The sequence below is a fragment of the Pantoea sp. X-Soil-MYKO-1785 genome, from assembly GCF_059730675.1.
This window is the reverse complement of the sequence record NZ_AP036000.1, coordinates 322,176-336,579: the sequence shown is the minus strand read 5'-3', so window position 1 is coordinate 336,579 and position 14,404 is coordinate 322,176. Positions and strand designations below refer to the sequence as shown.

The following is a 14,404-nucleotide window of genomic DNA, read 5'->3' as shown; positions in this document are numbered from 1 at the left end:
AAAAGTAAGTGTGATGATAGTGGGCAGCCGCCAGACGATCTATGATGCTTACACCGTCATTTTTGATAATTCGTCTGGAATCGTATGAGCCATTATGAAGACCTGACCAGTGAACTGCTGATGGGAATGCGGCTGTATGGGGTTAACTATCAGCGCATTGCCGTCAGTGCTCCGTTCGGATTGCGCTTTGACAACGCGCCGGGACGGGCGCAGTTTCACTTTGTCGGACGCGGCACGTTGCAGGTGCGCAGCGCCTCCGGCGAGGTATTCCAGCTTAACAGTGGCGATGCGCTGTTAGTGCCGCACGGCAAACCGCACAGCCTGATCTCCAGCGAAGAGGTGGAGTGTCAGTGTGTCGCCAATATGGCGAGCAAACCGATCTGCGACAGCGTCTGCGCCATCACCGCCCCGGCCGATGCCGGTGACGACGAACACAGCGTGCTGTTGTTCAGCGCCTGTATGGCGTTTGAACTCGGCGGCATGCAGCCGCTGATTAATACCATGCCGGATGTGATGCTGGTGAGCACCCTGCTGTCGCAGTACCCGGAGATCCGGCCGATTCTGGAGGCGATGGAACGCGAGTCGCGTACCCGCCAGGCGGGATTCGCTGGCATCCTTTCGCGTCTGGCGGATGTGGTAGCGGCGCTGATTGTGCGTGGCTGGGTGGAGAATGGCTGCGGTAAAAGCAGCGGACTGGTACAGGCGATGCGCGATCCGCGGCTCAGTCAGGCAATTGCCGCCATGCACCGCGAACCGGGCGAGAACTGGACGGTGGCGCGGCTGGCCCGCGTGGCGGGCTGCTCACGTTCGGTATTTGCCGAGCGCTTTCTTAACGCCACCGGCATGACGCCGCTGCGTTACCTGACCGAGCTGCGGATGCGGCTGGCGGTGCAGCGCATTGTCAATAACGGTGAAGCGGTGGAAGCCGTTGCCTTTCATCTCGGCTACGGCTCGATTGCGGCTTTCAGTCGCGCCTTCAAGCGCATTGTCGGTCAGTCACCTGGCGCGCTGCGTGCCGGACGCGACGCCAGCCAGGCGCTGGCCTCTTAGCGAAATACGCTGATCGCTTCCACCAGGCGGTTGGCCTGATGCGTCATGCGGCCGGATGCTTCGGCGCTTTCGGCTACCCGGGCAGCGTTCTGGTGGGTGATGTCATCCAGATCTTCCACCGCGCTACTGACTTCGCTCAGCGCGGTGGCCTGTTCGGCGGTGGCCGCGCTGATCTGCGCAATCAGTGTGGTGACGTTCTGCACCTGCGAGACGATATCCTGCATCGTCCGGCCGGCTGCGCTGGCGTGCTGATTGCCGGAGCTGACCCGGCTGGCGCTGGTCTCTACCAGCGTTTTAATCTCGCTGGCGGCTTTAGCACTGCGCTGCGCCAGGCTGCGGACTTCGCCTGCCACCACCGCAAACCCTTTACCCTGCTCGCCCGCCCGCGCCGCTTCAACCGCGGCGTTGAGCGCCAGGATATTGGTCTGGAAAGCAATGCCGTCGATCACGCTGGTAATGTTGGCGATGCGCTTTGAACTGTCAGCAATTTCGCCCATCATCTGCATCATCTCTTTCATTACGTCGCCGCCTTTTATCGCCGCGTTACTGGTATCGGACGACAGGGTGTTCACTTCATGGGCGGTTTCGGTGTTGCTTTTCACCGTCGCGGTCATCTCATTCATGGTGGCGGCGGTTTGCTGCACGTTGGCGGCGGCCTGTTCGGTACGGCGGCTCAGTTCGTTGTTACTGCGGGCGATGGCATCGCTGGCGCTGAGCACGTTTATCGCCTGCCCACTGACATCATCCACCAGCCAGCGGAACATTAATCCAAGCTGGCCAATGGCGCGCAGCGTGACGCCGACTTCATCAACCCGATCCATCTGATCGACCTTATGGCTGGCCCCGGTCGCCACGCTCAGCGCCTGTTTGCACATCCGTTCGATAGGCCGTGAGATCTGCTGCTCCAGCCACAGGCTGGCCAGCGTCAGCAGCGCCACCATCCCCGCCGTGAAGCCACCCAGCGCCGCCGGCGTGACGCCCAGCGCCCAGACGCCGGCCACCGATAGCGGCAGTAAGGCCAGCAGGGTGCTGCGAATGCGCCAGCGAAGCGGCAGCGTTTTCAGGATAGAGGCGGGTCGCCGCCAGCCGCTGCGCACCACCAGGCCTTTATAAAAGCGTCGTCCTTTCGCACGCCCTGCCTGGAAATCCTGATACAGCGCCTCCGCCTGACGCACCTCTTCCGCGCCCGGCTTGGTGCGTACCGACATATACCCCTGCACCTTCCCGTCGCGCACCACCGGAATGGCATTGGCGCGCACCCAGTAGTGATCGCCATTTTTACGGCGGTTTTTCACCAATGCCGTCCAGGGTTCGCCCTGTTTCAGCGTGGCCCACATATCGGCAAACGCCTCTGCCGGCATATCCGGGTGACGCACCATATTGTGTGGCTGGCCGTTGATCTCTTCGGTAGAAAAGCCGCTCGCCTCAATAAACGCATCGTTAGCATAGGTGATGTAACTATTGAGATCGGTGGTCGACATCAGGGTTGCATGATCATCGAACAGATATTCACGCTGGGAAACGGGCTGGTTGTTACGCATCTCAAAAGTCCTTGAAGACCCACTCTCCTGCACGCTGGGGGTGATGCTGTCAGCGCGGAAGCGTTGGGCGAATAAATAACGATTACCTTTTTTTATGTTTTCGGCATGCTTTCCTACTCTCTTTAGCGATTCTGTTAAATTAGTGGTAATAAAAAAGCCGCTTTGCAGCGGCTTTCACATTTTCGCGTCATGTCATTCGTTAGCGTCACTGGAGGGTAGCGACCCGGCGGTATTCCCGGCTCAGCTGAGATCCACATTACGGGTACCGAACCACCAGGTCAGGAGGAATCCTCCGACCCATGCCACCATTAGCCCCACCAGATAGATTGCCATGCCGGCAAAAATGCCCTGGCTGGAGGTCATCAGCGGCAGCGTGACCAGACCCGACGGGCCAAACACGGTGTTCATGCCGATCGGTAAGCCCAGCCACGCCACCAGGCCGATAAAGAAACCGCCCAGCGCCCCGCCGCCACAGGCGGTGATAAACGGCTTGAGCCGCGGCAGCGTGACGCCGTAAATCAGCGGTTCGCCTACCCCGAGCAGCCCTGGCACAATCGCCCCTTTGATTTGCGCCCGCAGCAGCGCCCCTTTTTCTGCCTTACACCACAGCGCCAGCGAAGCGCCGACCTGGCCTGCCCCGGCCATCGCCAGTATCGGGAACAGTGAATTGAATCCCTGGGTTTCCATCAGCGCGAAGTAGACCGGAATAAAGCCCTGATGAATGCCAAACATCACCGCGATCAGGAACAGCCCGGCCAGTAGCGCGCAGCCAAAGGGGTTGTTATTCAGGTGGATGAACAGCCAGGACATCCCTTTAAACAGTTCGCCACCCAGCGGCATAATCAGCAGGTAAGTAATCGCACCGGTGATCAGCAGGGTAAACATCGAGGTGAGGATCATATCCAGATTATCCGGGATGATTTTGCGGATCTGCTTTTCAATCCACGCCCCGATAATGGCCGCCAGCAGCACGCCGATAATATTGCCGCGCGGGTCGATAGTCAGGCCGAAAAAGCTTTCCATCCCGCTGTAGTAGCCGACCGTGGCGGTCGGGACGTAGCCGAGAACAAACAGTGAGGCGATGATCGCGCCATTCACCCCGCTGCCGCCAAAGGCTTTCTGGGCGTTATAGCCGATCAGGATGCTGAGGAAGGTGAACAGTCCTTTGCCGAATACTTTCATGTACGCCACGCTGTGCAGCAGCCAGGGCGCGTGCTCGCCCGGCGCATTCAGGTGCAGGCTCTGTTCAAGCAGAGTGGCAAATCCCAGCAGTAAGCCCGCGCCGATAAAGCCGGGAATGAGTGGGGTAAATATAGTGGCGAAGCGCGACAGAAACTGATGCAGGCCGCTGGTCTGTTTAGCCTTCATCTGCTGCTTGTGCTGTGCGGCCAGTTCGCTGAGCGCAGGTGCTTCACCCTGTGCCAGTAAGGTCTGCATCCCTTCTGCTGCGGTCTGCGCTTTGCCGGGGCCGAGCACAATCTGCAACTGGGCGTCACTGTCGATCACCCCCAGCACACCCGGCAGGCTTTTCAGCCGGGTGAGATCGATCCGTTCAGGTTGATTGAGCGTCAGCCGCAGTCGCGTCATGCAGTTGCCGCAGTTGGCGATATTTTGCGCCCCGCCGACCGCCTGCAAAATGTCGCGTAATAGTGCATCGGTAATTTTCGCCATCAGCGTGCTCCCGCTGCCTGAAGGGCATGGCGGATAAAGCCCTGATGCTGTGCGAGCAGCGCCTGCGCTTCATCAGCGCTCAGCCCGGCCAGTACCATCAGAATGGCCGTTTTGCAGTGCCCGCCACAGGCGTTCAGTGCAGTGCTGGCGGTGGCCTCATCACAGTCGGTTGCCTGCCTGACGATGTTCACCTGGCGCTGTACCAGCTTCTGATTAGTTGCTTCAACATCTACCATCAGGTTGCCGTAGACTTTACCGCTGCGGATCATTGCCCCGGTGGTCAGCATGTTAAGCACCAGCTTCTGGGCGGTGCCCGCCTTCATGCGTGACGAGCCGGTGACGACTTCGGGTCCCACGACCGGCGTCAGGGCAATCGCCGCGGCCTGCGACATCGGGCTGTCGGGATTACAGGTCAGAGCGACGGTGGTGGCACCGAGCTGACCGGCATACTCCAGCGCGCCAAGGACGTAAGGCGTGCGTCCGCTGGCCGCGATACCGACCAGCACATCCTCGCGGCTGAAGTTGATATCCCGCAGATCCTGTGCGCCCTGCGCCCGGTTATCTTCAGCATTTTCTACCGCCTGTAGAATCGCCCGATGGCCGCCGGCGATCAGTCCAACCACCTGTTCCCGCGGCGTACCAAAGGTCGGCGGACACTCGCTGGCATCCAGAATACCCAGTCGCCCGGACGTTCCTGCACCGCAATAGATCAGGCGTCCACCGGCCTGAAACGCAGCGCTGATGGCGTCAACCGCGTCGGCTATCTGCGGCACAATCGCTTCAACCGCCAGTGCCACCTTCTTATCTTCGTCATTAATGACGCGCAACATCGCTTCGGTCGACAGCTCGTCAATGTTCTGACTGGCAGGATTACGGCCTTCGGTGATCATCTGGCTGAGGTCAATTTTCATAACAGGCTCCGCATAGGAATAATTTATTCAATAGATGGCCCATCATAACGAATGATTAATTCGTGGGTGAGATCTTTTTTGCATGGATGCGAAGAGGGATCAAATAAAGCGAGGATTCTGGCGGGCGGGCGTCCCCTTCAGGTTAGGTGATGGGGATGAGTGATGCATCCGACCGTGAAGGCGTTTGCCATGGCGCGCTTTACACCGGATGCAGGGGCAGAAAAGATTCAGCCGATCGTGCCAGGAACGCGCTTGCTTCACGCCGGGTGCAAGGTCAGAAAAGATTCAGCCGATGGTGAAGGCGTTTGTCATGGCGCGCTTTACTCCGGGGGCAGGGGCAGAAAAGATTCACCCGATCGTAAAGACGACCGCCAGAAGCGCGCTTTACACCGGGTGCAAGGTCAGAAAAGATTCACCCGATCGTAAAGACGCATTCGTCATCCCTGACGCTCGGCCCGCGCCTTCCCTGCCGCGGGACGCTTTACTCTTCGGGTGAACCTTTTCTTCCTGTGGACTTTTGTGTCGCTTTGAAAAAGCTCCCGGGTTCGGTGTGCGGCTGAAACGTGATGATGCTGTTCTCTGCATTACGCCAGAATAAAAAGGCCAAACTTTAACGCTCGGCCCGCGCCTTCCCTGCCGCGGGACGCTTTACTCTTCGGGCGAACCTTTTCTTCCTTCGGACTTTTGTGTCGCTTTAAAAAGCTCCCGGGTTTGGTATGCGGCTGAAACGTGATGATGCTGTTCTCTGCATTACGCCAGAATAAAAAAGGCCAAACTTTAACGCTCGGCCCGCGCCTTCCCTGCCGCGGGACGCTTTACTCTTCGGGCGAACCTTTTCTTCCTTCGGACTTTTGTGTCGCTTTAAAAAGCTCCCGGGTTTGGTATGCGGCTGAAACGTGATGATGCTGTTCTCTGCATTACGCCAGAATAAAAAAGGCCAAACTTTAACGCTCGGCCCGCACCTTCCCTGGTGCGGGACGCTTTACTCTTCGGGTGAACCTTTTCTTCCTGTGGACTTTTGTGTCGCTTTGAAAAAGCTCCCGGGGTCGGTGTGCGGCTGAGACGTGATGATGCTGTTCTCTGCATTGCACCAGAATAAAAAAGGCCAAACTTTAACGCTCGGCCCGCGCATTCCCTGCCGCGGGACGCTTTACTCATCGGGTGAACCTTTTCTTCCTTCGGACTTTTGTGTCGCTTTGAAAAAGCTCCCGGGGTCGGTGTGCAGCTGAGACGCGTGGCTGCCGTTATCTGCATTGCCCGGAAAACAAAAAAGGCCCAACTTTCGTTGAGCCTTTTTTATTAAGTAGTGCGATTAACTGGCGGTCTGAGTGCGCAGTTGCAGTTCATACTCTTTCGCCTGTTCGGCGTCGAACTGGTTTTCCCAGCGGGCAATGACCAGTACCGCCAGGGCGTTACCAATCACGTTCAGGGCAGTACGCGCCATGTCCATAATACGGTCGACACCGGCAATAAACGCCAGCCCTTCCAGCGGAATACCAACGCTGCCCAGCGTCGCCAGCAGCACCACGAAGGAGACGCCTGGTACGCCAGCAATGCCTTTCGAGGTGACCATCAGCGTCAGCACCAGAATAATCTCGTCGCTCAGCGACAGATCGATGCCATACAGCTGAGCGATAAAGATGGCGGCGATACTCTGATACAGGGTTGAGCCATCAAGATTAAACGAATAACCGGTCGGCACCACGAAGCTGGTGATCGCTTTCGGCGCGCCGTAGGCTTCCATCTTCTGCATGATGCGCGGCAATACCGTCTCTGAGCTGGAGGTGGAGTACGAGAGAATCAGCTCATCTTTCAGAATGCGCATCAGCGTGGTGATACGCAGCTTACAGAAGCGCGCAACCCCGCCCAGCACCACAAAAGCGAAGAACAGAATCGCCGCATAGACCAGCAGCACCAGCTTAGCCAGCGGCCACAGCGAGGCGAAGCCGAAGTTAGCGATGGTGACGGCAATCAGGGCGAACACGCCGACCGGCGCATAACGCATGATCATGTGCGTCACTTTGAACATGGTTTCAGAGATGCCACGGAACAGGTTCACCAGCGGATCGCGCTGTTCTGACGGCAGCGATGACAGGCCTAAGCCAAACAGCACCGAGAAGAAGATAATCGGCAGCATGTCACCTTTCACCATCGAGGCGAAAATGTTCTGCGGGATCAGCGACAGAATGGTGGCGACCAGGCTGTGCGGACCGCCCTGCACTTCTGCGGTGGTGGCTTCGTATTTAGAGATGTCCACCGTTGCCAGCGTTGACATATCGATGCCGGTGCCGGGTTGAAATACGTTGGCCAGGGTAATCCCGACCACAATGGCAAGGGTGGTGATCACTTCAAAGTAGAGAATCGTTTTGACGCCGATGCGCCCCAACTTTTTGGCATCGCCGACGCCGGCAATGCCGACGATCAGTGATGAGATCACGATCGGTACCACAATCATCTTTATCAGGTGAATAAAGATGTCGCCCGCCGGGCTGAGAATATTGGTGACTAACCATTCACGATCGTCTGGCTGATTATGCAGCACGGCACCCACAACGATGCCAAGCACCAGGGCTATCAGAATCTGCCAGGCAAGGCTGATTTTAAAACCTTTCATAACGCGTAATTTCCTCAGTCAAAACCCGTTTCTCTCTACTGCGAAGGTGCAGAAGACAATACACACAGGGAAGTGAGCAAAAAGCCCGGTAAATTAGAGGGTGTTTGGAGACAGCGCCTCGCACGAAAATCTGATGATTCCCATACCCATTTTCAGACGCGGTCTGAGTTGATACCTGCAGAACAGGGGCGAGATAAGTACCATTTTCACTGTGGTAAATGCAACCCTTGGCGTCTTCGTTTAAAACTTCACCATCTGAGTAGCATAAAATGCTGCGCCAGCCGCAAATCCCTAACCTGCTGTTATGAAAAGTATTAGTTCGATGAATTAACGCATAGCTATGCAGGATTGCGCAAAAACTCGCCCGGCGCGTTTGCTCGCTTTTTAAACACAGCCAAACACAAAAAGTTACACCTTTATTCCCTATATCAAGCAGGGACTTATCGCTGATTCCTGCTTGATGACCCCCTTACTGTGTGCGCTGTTGAGGGCGTGATCTACGGCGCAAAAAAGAAACAAAGCCTCATGGTGGGCTTTAATTAACCATTGATTGACATATCATTAACAACTTCAAGGAGATCCGCCATGAGCCAAATACATAAACATCCTGTTCCAGAGAATATTGCAGCAAACGCGCTGATCACCGCTGAACAGTATCAGTCGATGTATCAGCAATCTGTCGCCGATCCAGATACGTTCTGGGGCGAACAGGGCAAAATCCTCGACTGGATCAAGCCCTACAGCAAAGTGAAAAACTGCTCATTTGCGCCAGGCAACATTGACATTCGCTGGTACGAAGATGGCACGCTCAATCTGGCGGCAAACTGCCTTGACCGGCATTTGCAGACCCGTGGCGACCACCCGGCGATTATCTGGGAAGGCGACGACGCCAGTGAGAGCAAAACCCTGACCTTCCGCCAGCTGCATGCTGAAGTCTGTCGTTTCGCCAACGTGCTGGAATTGCTCAAGGTAAAGAAAGGCGATGTGGTGGCGATCTATATGCCAATGGTGCCTGAAGCCGCCGTGGCGATGCTGGCCTGTGCGCGTATCGGTGCTGTCCATTCGGTGATTTTCGGCGGCTTTTCGCCGGAAGCCGTGGCTGGCAGGATCGTTGATTCCAGCGCCTCGCTGGTGATTACCGCCGACGAAGGAGTGCGTGCCGGTCGCAGCATTCCGCTGAAGAAGAACGTCGATGATGCGTTAAAAAACCCTAACGTCACCAGCGTGAAAAACGTGGTGGTGTTCCAGCGCACCGGCAATGATATCGGCTGGGTCGAAGGTCGTGACCGCTGGTGGCATGAGCTGATGCTGAATGCCAGCACCAACCATTCTCCAGCCGAAGTCGGAGCGGAAGATCCGCTGTTTATTCTTTATACCTCCGGCTCGACCGGTAAGCCGAAAGGGGTGCTGCACACCACCGGCGGCTATCTGGTTTACGCGGCAACCACCTTTAAATTTGTCTTCGATTACCATCAGGACGACGTCTACTGGTGTACCGCCGACGTCGGCTGGATCACCGGCCACAGCTACCTGCTTTACGGTCCGCTGGCCTGTGGCGCGACGACCCTGATGTTTGAAGGGGTGCCGAACTGGCCAACCCCGAGCCGCATGGCGGAAGTGGTGGATAAACATAAGGTGACGCTGCTTTATACCGCGCCTACCGCGATCCGCGCTCTGATGGCCGAAGGTGATAAAGCGATCGAGGGTACCGACCGCAGCAGCCTGCGCATCATGGGTTCAGTCGGCGAACCGATTAACCCGGAAGCCTGGGAGTGGTACTACAAGAAAATCGGCAACAGCCGCTGCCCAATCGTCGATACCTGGTGGCAGACTGAAACCGGCGGCTTCATGATCACCCCGCTGCCGGGCGCGACCGAACTCAAGGCGGGTTCGGCCACTAAACCGTTCTTCGGGGTACAACCGGCGCTGGTGGATAATGAAGGCCAGCCGCAGCAAGGCGCCTGTGAAGGCAATCTGGTGATCACCGAATCCTGGCCGGGTCAGGCCCGTACGCTGTATGGCGACCATGAGCGCTTTGAACAAACCTACTTCTCCACCTTTAAAAATGTCTACTTCAGCGGCGACGGCGCGCGTCGTGATGAGGATGGCTATTACTGGATCACCGGTCGTGTGGATGACGTGCTCAACGTTTCCGGCCACCGTCTTGGCACCGCCGAGATTGAGTCGGCGCTGGTGTCGCACCCGAAAATTGCTGAAGCCGCCGTGGTGGGTATACCGCACAGCATTAAAGGCCAGGCGATTTACGCTTACATCACCCTGAACCACGGCGAGGAGCCGTCGCCCGAACTCTATACCGAAGTGCGTAACTGGGTACGCAAAGAGATCGGCCCGATTGCCACCCCGGATGTACTGCACTGGACCGACTCGCTGCCGAAGACCCGCTCCGGCAAGATCATGCGCCGTATTCTGCGCAAAATCGCCACCGGTGATACCAGCAATCTCGGCGATACCTCTACTCTCGCCGATCCTGGCGTAGTGGAAAAACTGCTTGAGGAGAAACAGTCGATCAAAATGCCTTAAGCGCACCTTATCCGGCGGGAAGATCATTTCCCGCCCTGCCCGCCCTACGCAGTGTGTTTCTGTAGTCACAAATAAAATTACCAGCCGAACCCGCGCTCTGGCGTGAGGTTTATGCCTGCAAGACCTCTGGAGAAAATGTGATGAATGACGCCCTTTCGAAACAGGATGCAATCTATCAACAGATTGAACGTAATCCCCGCTTTCATGAATTAGTCGGTAAGCGCCAGGCGTTCGCCACGCTGCTATCACTGATCATGCTGGTGCTGTATGTCGGTTTTATCCTGCTGATCGCCTTTGCTCCTGGCTGGCTCGGTACGCCACTGTACCCAGGAACCAACGTGACCCGCGGTATTCCGATCGGTGTCGGACTGATTGTCATGTCGTTTGTGCTGACCGGCATTTACGTCTGGCGCGCCAACGGCGAGTTTGACCGGCTGACCAAAGCGATCCTGAGCGAGGTGAAATCATGATGCGTCTCTGCTTATGGATACTGGCGGCGCTGCTGCCGTTTTCGGCGCTGGCCGCCGATGCGATTACCGGCGCGGTGCAGCGTCAGGCGGTTAACTATCAGGCGATCGTCATGTTTGTGATTTTCGTCGGGGCCACGCTGGGCATTACCTACTGGGCGTCGAAGCGTACCCGTTCGCGCAGCGACTATTACACCGCGGGCGGTAATATTACCGGCTTTCAGAATGGGCTGGCGATGGCAGGCGACTTTATGTCTGCCGCCTCGTTCCTTGGCATCTCGGCGCTGGTATATACCTCCGGTTATGACGGTCTGATCTACTCGCTCGGCTTTTTAGTCGGCTGGCCGATGATTCTGTTTCTGATTGCCGAACGGTTGCGTAATCTGGGGCGCTACACCTTCGCCGACGTCGCCTCGTATCGCCTGAAGCAGAAACCGATCCGTACCCTCTCCGCCTGCGGCTCGCTGGTGGTGGTGGCGCTCTATCTGATTGCCCAGATGGTCGGTGCCGGTAAACTGATTCAGCTGCTGTTTGGCCTCAACTACCACGTGGCGGTAATACTGGTCGGCATTCTGATGGTGATGTATGTGCTGTTTGGCGGCATGCTGGCCACCACCTGGGTGCAGATTATCAAGGCGGTGCTGCTGCTGTTTGGTGCCACCTTTATGGCGGTGATGGTCATGAAGACCACCGGCTTTAGCTTCAATACGCTGTTTACCGAAGCGATGGCGGTCCATCCGAAAGGGATTGCGATTATGCAACCGGGCGGGCTGGTGAAGGATCCGATCTCGGCGCTGTCACTCGGTCTGGGACTGATGTTTGGTACCGCCGGCCTGCCGCATATTCTGATGCGTTTCTTTACCGTGGCCGATGCCAAAGAGGCGCGTAAAAGCGTGTTCTGGGCCACCGGCTTTATGGGCTACTTCTATTTCCTGACCTTTATTATCGGCTTCGGTGCGATTTTGCTGGTCGGCGCGAATCCAGCCTTTAAAGATGCCAGCGGCGCGCTGATTGGCGGCACCAATATGGCAGCGGTACATCTGGCTAACGCGGTGGGTGGCAGTACCTTCCTCGGCTTTATTTCGGCGGTGGCCTTTGCCACCATTCTGGCGGTGGTAGCGGGCTTAACGCTGGCCGGTGCCTCGGCGGTCTCGCATGACCTCTACGCCAGCGTCTACCGTAAAGGTCAGGCAAGCGAACGTGATGAGCTGCGGGTCTCTAAAATCACCGTGCTGGTACTGGGCGTGGTGGCGATTGCGCTGGGCATTCTGTTTGAGAAGCAGAACATCGCGTTCATGGTCGGACTGGCCTTCTCGATAGCCGCCAGCTGTAACTTCCCGATTATTCTGCTGTCGATGTACTGGTCAAAGCTGACCACGCGCGGGGCGATGGTCGGTGGCTGGCTGGGGCTGCTTACCGCCGTGCTGCTGATGATCCTCGGACCGACGGTCTGGGTACAGGTGCTGGGTCATGCTAAGCCGATCTATCCGTATGAGTATCCGGCGCTGTTCTCCATGGCGATTGCGTTTATCGGCACCTGGCTGTTCTCAGTGACCGATCATTCGCAGCAGGGCGCGGAGGAGCGTTCACGCTTCCGGATGCAGTTTATCCGTTCGCAGACCGGCTCCGGCATCGATCAGGGCAGAGCGCACTAGTTTTCAGTTAAGCGCGAGATAAAAAAAGGGCGGCCCCCCACAGGGTGCCGCCCTTTTTCTGCATCAGCAGAATCAGAAACGCAGCGATGCGCCGACGTACGGACCGTCGACCAGCACGTTATCTTTACGGCCATCTTTGTTGTTCAGCTCGATGTACTGATAACCGACGCGCAGGTTAAGCAGTGAAATCGGAGTGAAGCTTAGGCCACCGCCCGCTTCCTGGTAGCTGTCGAGCTGATCGGTGAAAGATTCTGGCGCGTAGTAATACTCGCCATACAGACCCCACATGCTGTTGAAGTTGTATTGCGCTGCGCCACCCAGCGCCACCGCAAATCCATCTTTTCCATCTTCAGGATGGGTGAAGATCGCTTTTGCGGTCGGCGCCAGACGCAGAGGTCCGAAATCAACGTTGTAGCCCAGACCGGCACCGTAGGTGCTGCCGTCATGGTCGCTGCGCAGCCAGTTGCCTTTCAGAAACAGGCCTGGGGTTGTGGTGCCGAGACCGACATTCAGGTTGGTGTTGTGCTCGCTGACGTCAACACTGCCTTCGATTGCCTGAGCTGCGCCGCTCAGTAAAACGAGGCCCAGTGCGCTCCCGGTAACAAGTTGCTTAAACATGATTCCACTCCGTGAAGGACAATTAATTCGGCCGCAAGGTTAACAGTCTGAAACGCGGAGACAACATTATTTAGCAAGCTTTACGTAAAAATACGTGTCACCGGTCCGGTGTCGCGCCACGGCTGGCCGCACGACACGCCGGTCAGGCCGGTATCGCCCACATCAGGTGGCCAATCAGCGGGGCCAGCACCACGGTCACCACGCCGGACAGCATCATCACCAGGCTGGCCACCACGCCCTCCTGCGGGCCCATCTGATACGCGCGGGCGGTACCGGCACCGTGCGAGGCGGCGCCTAATCCTGCCCCTTTCGCCACGCCCTGCGTAATGGCGATCCGCAGAAACAGCACATCGCCGACCGCCATGCCAAACACGCCGGTGATCACCACGAACAGCGCCACCAGATCCGGCTGACCGCCTATCGGCCCGGCTGCCGCCAGCGCAAACGGCGTGGTAATGGAGCGCACCGCCAGGCTGCGCTGAATCGACTCCGGCAGCGTTAACAGACGCGCCAGCCACACTGAGCTGCACACCGCGACCACCGTGGCGGTGAGCACCCCGGCGCTGAGCGACAGCCAGTGGCGTTTAATGATGGCTACGTTCTCATACACCGGTACCGCAAACGCCAGCGTCGCCGGACCCAGCAGCCACAGTAACCAGTGATTTTCAGCAATATAGTCTTGCCAGCTGATGTGGGTCAGCAGCAGCAGCGCCACCAGCACCACCGGCGTCATCACCAGCGGCATCAGCAGCAGCGTGCGCCAGCGGCGATAAAGCCGTTTATTCAGCGCGTAGACCAGCAGCGTCACCGCCACGCACAACAGGCTGATGATCAGATCACGCATCGCTGGCCTGCTTACGTGCAGCGCGCGCGATTTCATAGCGGTAGAGCCGATCAACCACCAGCGCCGTCGAGGCCAGCACCAGCAGTGTGCTGACGCCAATCACCACGCAGATGCGCCAGCCGTCCACCCGCAGCAGGTCGCCGTAATTCACCACCGCCACCACCGCCGGAATAAAGAACAGCAGCATCTCGGCCAGTAACCAGCGGGAGCCCGCTTTAACCCAGCTCAGCGGCACGATCCGGGTGACGATGAGCACCAGCATCAGCACCATGCCGACAATATTGGCGGGCAGCGGCAGGTGCAGCCAGTTGACCAGTTGCTCGCAGGCGACAAAGACGCCGATGTACAACCCCAGCTGAAGCGGCAGGCTGAGCCAGTGCAGCCGGCTGGGTCTGCGTGAACTGATTGCGAATGCCATCGCCTTTTCTCCCCGTTTAAATTCAGGAGGACAGTATAAATCGCCAACAGAAGGTGAAAAAAATGAATTAATAT

The 14,404-nt window shown here is 57.5% G+C and carries 11 protein-coding genes; 4 read left to right on the top strand and 7 right to left on the bottom strand.

Going from position 1 to position 14,404, the window contains the following annotated elements; translation table 11 throughout:
* The first annotated feature begins 84 nt into the window (after positions 1-84).
* Positions 85-1,050 carry an AraC family transcriptional regulator gene (locus AC6I8D_RS01495; protein ID WP_497819544.1) on the top strand — a complete coding sequence of 322 codons (966 nt, stop codon included), beginning with the start codon at positions 85-87 and terminating at the stop codon, positions 1,048-1,050.
* Here the strand turns inward: AC6I8D_RS01495 and AC6I8D_RS01490 are convergent.
* The 4 genes from AC6I8D_RS01490 to gltP all read right to left on the bottom strand — a co-directional run bounded on the left by AC6I8D_RS01490 (position 1,047) and on the right by gltP (position 7,787).
* Positions 1,047-2,591 carry a methyl-accepting chemotaxis protein gene (locus AC6I8D_RS01490; protein ID WP_312056346.1) on the bottom strand — a complete coding sequence of 515 codons (1,545 nt, stop codon included), beginning with the start codon at positions 2,589-2,591 and terminating at the stop codon, positions 1,047-1,049. The two genes, AC6I8D_RS01495 and AC6I8D_RS01490, sit on opposite strands and share 4 nt — an antisense overlap.
* Before the next feature lie 240 nt (positions 2,592-2,831).
* Positions 2,832-4,262 (bottom strand): PTS N-acetylmuramic acid transporter subunit IIBC, encoded by a 1,431-nt coding sequence (gene murP / locus AC6I8D_RS01485; RefSeq protein WP_312760374.1) that lies wholly within the window; start codon positions 4,260-4,262, stop codon positions 2,832-2,834.
* Entirely contained in the window at positions 4,262-5,173 is a 912-nt protein-coding gene (murQ, locus tag AC6I8D_RS01480) for an N-acetylmuramic acid 6-phosphate etherase (RefSeq protein ID WP_497819543.1), read from the bottom strand. Before murQ ends, murP begins: the two co-directional genes overlap by 1 nt.
* 1,312 nt (positions 5,174-6,485) lie before the next feature.
* A complete protein-coding gene (gltP, locus tag AC6I8D_RS01475; protein ID WP_312056343.1) occupies positions 6,486-7,787 on the bottom strand; it encodes a glutamate/aspartate:proton symporter GltP in 1,302 nt (433 codons plus the stop codon).
* Between the two features lie 585 nt (positions 7,788-8,372).
* Here gltP and acs point away from each other — a divergent pair.
* The 3 genes from acs (at position 8,373) to actP (ending at position 12,450) form a co-directional block, all read left to right on the top strand.
* Positions 8,373-10,328 carry an acetate--CoA ligase gene (acs, locus tag AC6I8D_RS01470; protein WP_312056342.1) on the top strand — a complete coding sequence of 652 codons (1,956 nt, stop codon included), beginning with the start codon at positions 8,373-8,375 and terminating at the stop codon, positions 10,326-10,328.
* A gap of 140 nt (positions 10,329-10,468) precedes the next feature.
* Positions 10,469-10,798, top strand: coding sequence for a DUF485 domain-containing protein (locus AC6I8D_RS01465; RefSeq protein WP_312760380.1), 330 nt, complete (start codon positions 10,469-10,471; stop codon positions 10,796-10,798).
* Entirely contained in the window at positions 10,795-12,450 is a 1,656-nt protein-coding gene (gene actP / locus AC6I8D_RS01460; RefSeq protein WP_312760382.1) for a cation/acetate symporter ActP, read from the top strand. Before AC6I8D_RS01465 ends, actP begins: the two co-directional genes overlap by 4 nt.
* Positions 12,451-12,522: 72 nt before the next feature.
* Here the strand turns inward: actP and AC6I8D_RS01455 are convergent, their stop codons facing one another.
* From AC6I8D_RS01455 to AC6I8D_RS01445, 3 genes are all read right to left on the bottom strand, one after another.
* Positions 12,523-13,068, bottom strand: a complete 546-nt coding sequence (locus AC6I8D_RS01455) for a YfaZ family outer membrane protein (RefSeq protein ID WP_031375496.1) — start codon at positions 13,066-13,068, stop codon at positions 12,523-12,525.
* A gap of 142 nt (positions 13,069-13,210) precedes the next feature.
* On the bottom strand, positions 13,211-13,912 hold the full coding sequence (locus tag AC6I8D_RS01450) for an LrgB family protein (RefSeq protein WP_312760384.1): 702 nt from the start codon (positions 13,910-13,912) through the stop codon (positions 13,211-13,213).
* The gene (locus AC6I8D_RS01445) at positions 13,905-14,330 is read right to left on the bottom strand and encodes a CidA/LrgA family protein (RefSeq protein WP_312056338.1); all 426 of its coding nucleotides are present in this window, start codon (positions 14,328-14,330) and stop codon (positions 13,905-13,907) included. The genes AC6I8D_RS01450 and AC6I8D_RS01445 overlap by 8 nt, the downstream gene beginning before the upstream one ends.
* Positions 14,331-14,404: the final 74 nt, after the last annotated feature.

Coding starts and splice junctions, on each gene's coding strand:
- AC6I8D_RS01495 (WP_497819544.1), top strand. CDS start 85: ATGAGCCATTATGAAGACCTGACCAGTGAACTGCTGATGGGAATGCGG.
- AC6I8D_RS01490 (WP_312056346.1), bottom strand. CDS start 2,591: ATGCGTAACAACCAGCCCGTTTCCCAGCGTGAATATCTGTTCGATGAT.
- murP (WP_312760374.1), bottom strand. CDS start 4,262: ATGGCGAAAATTACCGATGCACTATTACGCGACATTTTGCAGGCGGTC.
- murQ (WP_497819543.1), bottom strand. CDS start 5,173: ATGAAAATTGACCTCAGCCAGATGATCACCGAAGGCCGTAATCCTGCC.
- gltP (WP_312056343.1), bottom strand. CDS start 7,787: ATGAAAGGTTTTAAAATCAGCCTTGCCTGGCAGATTCTGATAGCCCTG.
- acs (WP_312056342.1), top strand. CDS start 8,373: ATGAGCCAAATACATAAACATCCTGTTCCAGAGAATATTGCAGCAAAC.
- AC6I8D_RS01465 (WP_312760380.1), top strand. CDS start 10,469: ATGAATGACGCCCTTTCGAAACAGGATGCAATCTATCAACAGATTGAA.
- actP (WP_312760382.1), top strand. CDS start 10,795: ATGATGCGTCTCTGCTTATGGATACTGGCGGCGCTGCTGCCGTTTTCG.
- AC6I8D_RS01455 (WP_031375496.1), bottom strand. CDS start 13,068: ATGTTTAAGCAACTTGTTACCGGGAGCGCACTGGGCCTCGTTTTACTG.
- AC6I8D_RS01450 (WP_312760384.1), bottom strand. CDS start 13,912: ATGCGTGATCTGATCATCAGCCTGTTGTGCGTGGCGGTGACGCTGCTG.
- AC6I8D_RS01445 (WP_312056338.1), bottom strand. CDS start 14,330: ATGGCATTCGCAATCAGTTCACGCAGACCCAGCCGGCTGCACTGGCTC.